The organism is Acinetobacter endophylla, from assembly GCF_053543775.1.
In genome coordinates, this window is the sequence record NZ_JBLVOM010000018.1 from 1 (window position 1) to 4,380 (window position 4,380).

At 57.1% G+C, this 4,380-nt stretch carries 6 protein-coding genes; 4 read left to right on the forward strand and 2 right to left on the reverse strand.

What is annotated here, in order from left to right; all coding sequences use genetic code 11:
- The coding region (locus ACNPNW_RS02830; RefSeq protein WP_171252086.1) for a transposase at window positions 1–203 on the reverse strand (203 nt) is incomplete at its 3' end.
- Complete coding sequence (locus tag ACNPNW_RS02835) at window positions 200–346, reverse strand: transposase (RefSeq protein WP_005028587.1); 147 nt, start codon at window positions 344–346, stop codon at window positions 200–202. The genes ACNPNW_RS02835 and ACNPNW_RS02830, both read right to left, overlap by 4 nt.
- A gap of 338 nt (window positions 347–684) precedes the next feature.
- Here ACNPNW_RS02835 and istA point away from each other — a divergent pair, with 338 nt between their 5' ends.
- The 4 genes from istA to msrA form a co-directional block, all read left to right on the forward strand.
- A complete protein-coding gene (istA, locus tag ACNPNW_RS02840; protein WP_024012635.1) occupies window positions 685–2,184 on the forward strand; it encodes an IS21-like element ISPst3 family transposase in 1,500 nt (499 codons plus the stop codon).
- Window positions 2,177–2,980: an IS21-like element ISPst3 family helper ATPase IstB gene (gene istB, locus ACNPNW_RS02845; RefSeq protein ID WP_010454871.1), complete on the forward strand. Its 804-nt coding sequence runs from the start codon at window positions 2,177–2,179 to the stop codon at window positions 2,978–2,980. Before istA ends, istB begins: the two co-directional genes overlap by 8 nt.
- Before the next feature lie 520 nt (window positions 2,981–3,500).
- On the forward strand, window positions 3,501–3,944 hold the full coding sequence (gene msrB, locus ACNPNW_RS02850; protein WP_003464965.1) for a peptide-methionine (R)-S-oxide reductase MsrB: 444 nt from the start codon (window positions 3,501–3,503) through the stop codon (window positions 3,942–3,944).
- A 1-nt stretch (window position 3,945) separates the two neighbouring features.
- Window positions 3,946–4,380, forward strand: a 435-nt coding sequence (gene msrA, locus ACNPNW_RS02855) for a peptide-methionine (S)-S-oxide reductase MsrA (protein WP_126551162.1), incomplete at its 3' end; no start/stop codon positions are given.

The window sequence follows — 4,380 nt, forward strand, 5'->3', positions numbered from 1 at the left end:
AGACGGAATAAGGATTTAATCATTAAGCAGCATTGGATGGCTGCGTCGGAGTAGGTTTGATTTCGCCCTTGTTTGCCTTTTGATGGCGCATACCATTGCGTAGCAGGATCAAACCAAATGGCAATATTTCCGCGACTCATGAGTGCTCGGTTATATGCGGGCCAATTGGTTGTGCGGTAGATTTTGTGTGTAGGCTTCTTCATTTGAAAATTATATCGCTGAAAAACCCTTTACAGATAGGTTTGTGCAACAAAGCCGTTTCCGAGACATTGCCTTGATTGGCTTCAATTAATTTGATGGCTTCAGCTTTAAATTCTGTGGTGTAAGTCTTGTGTTTCTTGCTCATGGTAAACTCCTGATGAGTGTGTTTAGTTTACCAAGTTAAAACCTCCTGTTTTTTCAGCACACATCAGCCACGCGAATCGCTCGACTCAATATCGCGGCCGCTTGCCTGGCCTTCGCGGCTGCTGCAATAGTCCTATTTGCGTCCTTGTGAGTTGAGCCCCCACTAAAAACCCCGCCGAGGCGGGGTTTTTTTATGGCTATGTCCCAATACCGTGTTGCAAGGATGTTGCCGCTGACCGAAAACTGACCCAGTAGAGGCTGTTCTGCCGACTGAAAACTGACCCAGGTGTTCAACTGCTTCTGCTCAATTTTTGAGCAGGAGAACACAGGGTGATCAGTATGGAAATGATGGGCAAAATTCGCCGGATGTATTTCCGCGACAAGCTGTCGCTGCATGAGATAGCCAAGCGCACCGGGTTGGCGCGCAACACGATTCGCAAGTGGGTCAGAGCACCTGAGGCCAAGCCGCCGGTCTACCAACGCCGCGCGATCTTCAACAAACTCAGCCCTTTTCACGCCACGCTGGAGCAGGCGCTAAAAGCCGATTCGCTGCGGCCCAAGCAACAGCGGCGCAGTGCCAAGGCGCTGTTGGCGCAAATCAAAGCCGAAGGTTATGACGGTGGCTACAGCCAGCTCACCGCGTTTATCCGTGCCTGGCGAGGGGGACAGGGCAAGGCGTCGCAGGCCTTTGTGCCGCTGACCTTTGCTCTTGGCGAGGCGTTTCAGTTTGACTGGAGCGAGGAAGGCTTGCTGGTCGGCGGCATTTACCGGCGTATGCAGGTGGCACATCTGAAGCTGTGTGCCAGCCGTGCGTTCTGGCTTGTGGCGTATCCGAGCCAGGGCCATGAGATGTTATTTGACGCCCATACACGCTCGTTCGGCTCCTTGGGCGGCGTGCCGCGCCGGGGCATCTACGACAACATGAAGACCGCCGTCGACAAGGTCAATAAGGGCAAAGGCCGGGCGGTGAATGCGCGCTTTGCGGTGATGTGCGCGCATTACCTGTTCGATCCGGACTTCTGCAACGTCGCCGCTGGTTGGGAAAAGGGCATCGTTGAAAAGAACGTGCAAGACAGCCGCAGGCGTATCTGGCTAGACGCCCAGGACTGCCAGTTTCACTCCTTCGAGGAACTCAATGCCTGGCTGGGCCAGCGCTGCCGCGCGCTTTGGAACGAGCTGACGCACCCTCAATACAGCGGGCTGAGTGTGGCCGAAGTGCTGGAGTTGGAGCGCGCTGAACTGATGCCTGTGCCAGCGCCATTCGACGGTTACGTCGAGCGGCCTGCGCGGGTCTCCAGCACCTGCCTGGTCAGCGTCGGGCGCAACCGCTACTCGGTGCCGTGTGAGTATGCGGGTAAGTGGGTCAGCAGCCGTTTGTATCCGACGCGAATCGAGGTGGTGGCTGACGACGCGCTGATCGCCAGCCATGTCCGCTTGCTGGATCGCGACCAGGTCAGCTATGACTGGCAGCACTACCTCCCGCTGATCGAACGCAAGCCCGGTGCGCTGCGCAACGGCGCGCCCTTTGCTGATCTGCCGGCGCCGCTGCGTCAGCTTAAGCACGGTCTGGGGCGTCATGCCGGCGGTGACCGGATCATGGCGCAAGTTCTGGCTGCCGTACCGGTCGCCGGGCTCGATGCGGTGCTGGTGGCTGTTGAGCTGGTACTGGAAAGCGGCAGCCTGAGCGCCGAACACATCCTCAATGTCGTGGCGCGCCTGGCCGCGACCGAACCACCACCCAGCGTCGAAACCCACTTGTCGCTCAAGGAAGCCCCCGTCGCTAACACGGCGCGCTACGACCGCCTGCGTGGCCAGACCGAGGAGATCGGTCATGCGTGATTTGATGGCGGAACTCAAGGAGCTGCGCCTGCACGGCATGGCCACGGCCTGGGCGGAGTTGACTGCGCAGGGTGAGTCGAACACAGCCTCGTCCAAGTGGCTGCTCGAACACCTGCTGGAACAAGAGCACACAGATCGCGCCATGCGCTCGGTGAGCCACCAGATGAACATGGCCAAGCTGCCGATGCACCGCGACCTGGCCGGCTTCGACTTCAGCGCCTCCAGCGCAGACGCTCGTTTGATCAGCGAACTGGCCAGTCTGGCCTTTACCGACACCGCGCAGAACGTGGTGCTGATCGGTGGGCCTGGCACCGGTAAAACCCACCTGGCCACTGCGCTGGCCGTGTCCGGCATCACCCGGCACGGCAAGCGCGTGCGCTTCTACTCCACGGTCGATCTGGTCAATCTGCTGGAGCGCGAAAAGCACGACGGCAAAGCCGGGCGGATCGCCCAAGCTCTGCTGCGCATGGATCTGGTCATCCTCGACGAACTGGGTTATCTGCCCTTCAGCCAGGCCGGCGGTGCGTTGCTGTTTCACCTGCTATCCAAGCTGTACGAACACACCAGCGTGGTGATCACCACCAACCTGAGCTTCGCCGAATGGTCGAGCGTGTTCGGCGACGCCAAGATGACCACCGCCCTGCTGGATCGGCTGACCCACCACTGCCACATCGTCGAAACCGGTAACGAGTCCTATCGCCTGCAACACAGTAGCTTGGCGGCCCAGGCCAAGATCAAATCACGGGAGCGAAAGCGTAAGGGCGGCCAGGAACCGGAGGACGATGAGCCGTTCTGATTTCATGGCGACGACGGCCTGCTACATGGCTGCGTGTGGCAGGTCTTAAACAACTGAACTGGGCTAGCGAAGGAGTGGGGGCAACAGCAGCTGCGCTGGTAGACTTATCCACAGTTGCTGGTAACAAAATCAGCAATCCGCCCTGGGTCAAATTTCAATCGGCAGGGTGGGTCAATTTTCCATCAGCGCCAACACACTAAGCAACCATCAGAAAATTTTGACTGTACGCCAAAAAATTCGCATCTACCAGCATCTAAACAGGCGTTGTTGATTATCATAAAACACTGACACTGTATTATATAATCGTGCTTTTGTGTTATTTTTTTAATATTTACTGATTACGTACTTGCTTAACCACTCAGTTGCGCTAGAATTAATAGACGCGAAATTTAAATCTCTAATTTTCCAACACTTAGTAAAACCTCGTTTGCCATCCCACTACCATTGTAGGAGCAAATCAGGAGACATAAAAAATTAGCGGTAGCGTGCCTGGCCCTCTAGATAAGTATTGGAGACTGTAATGAAGTTTGAAAAGTCACAGACAGCAATCGACCACCTGACTCCCGAGCAACACCGAATTACCCAGGAGGCGGGCACCGAAAGGCCCTTCACGGGCGAGTACAACGACAACAAGGAGCCTGGCATCTACGTCGACATAGTGTCGGGAGAGCCACTGTTCGCTTCGACGGACAAGTTCGATTCGGGTACTGGCTGGCCCAGCTTCACCAAGCCGATCGTTTCGGCAAACGTGAACGAGGTGCGGGACAGCGCACACGGCATGGTCCGGACGGAGGTCAGGTCAGTACACGCAGACAGTCATCTCGGCCATGTGTTCCCCGATGGTCCTTCCGACCGCGGCGGTCTGCGGTACTGCATCAACTCAGCGTCCCTTCGCTTCATCCCGCGCGACGAGATGGAGTCCGAGGGATACGGTGAATATCTCGATCAAGTAGAGGAGGCTTAACATGCATCAGCGCGCTGTTCTCGCAGGAGGATGTTTCTGGGGCATGCAGGATCTGATCCGCAAGCGGCCCGGCATCATCTCGACCCGTGTGGGTTACACGGGCGGCGATATTCCGAACGCCACGTATCGTAATCACGGCACGCATGCCGAGGGGATCGAGATTGTCTTCGACCCGACAGTGACGAGCTACCGGAACATCCTGGAATTCTTCTTCCAGATCCACGATCCGACGACGCTGAACCGCCAGGGCAATGATCGTGGGCTCTCCTACCGGTCGGGCATCTATTATGTCGACGAGGAGCAGAAGCGCGTCGCCGAGGATACGATCGCCGATGTGGATGCCTCGGGGCTGTGGGATGGCAAAGTGGTGACCGAGGTCCAGCCGGTCGGCGAGTTCTGGGAGGCCGAGCCCGATCACCAGGATTATCTGGAGAAG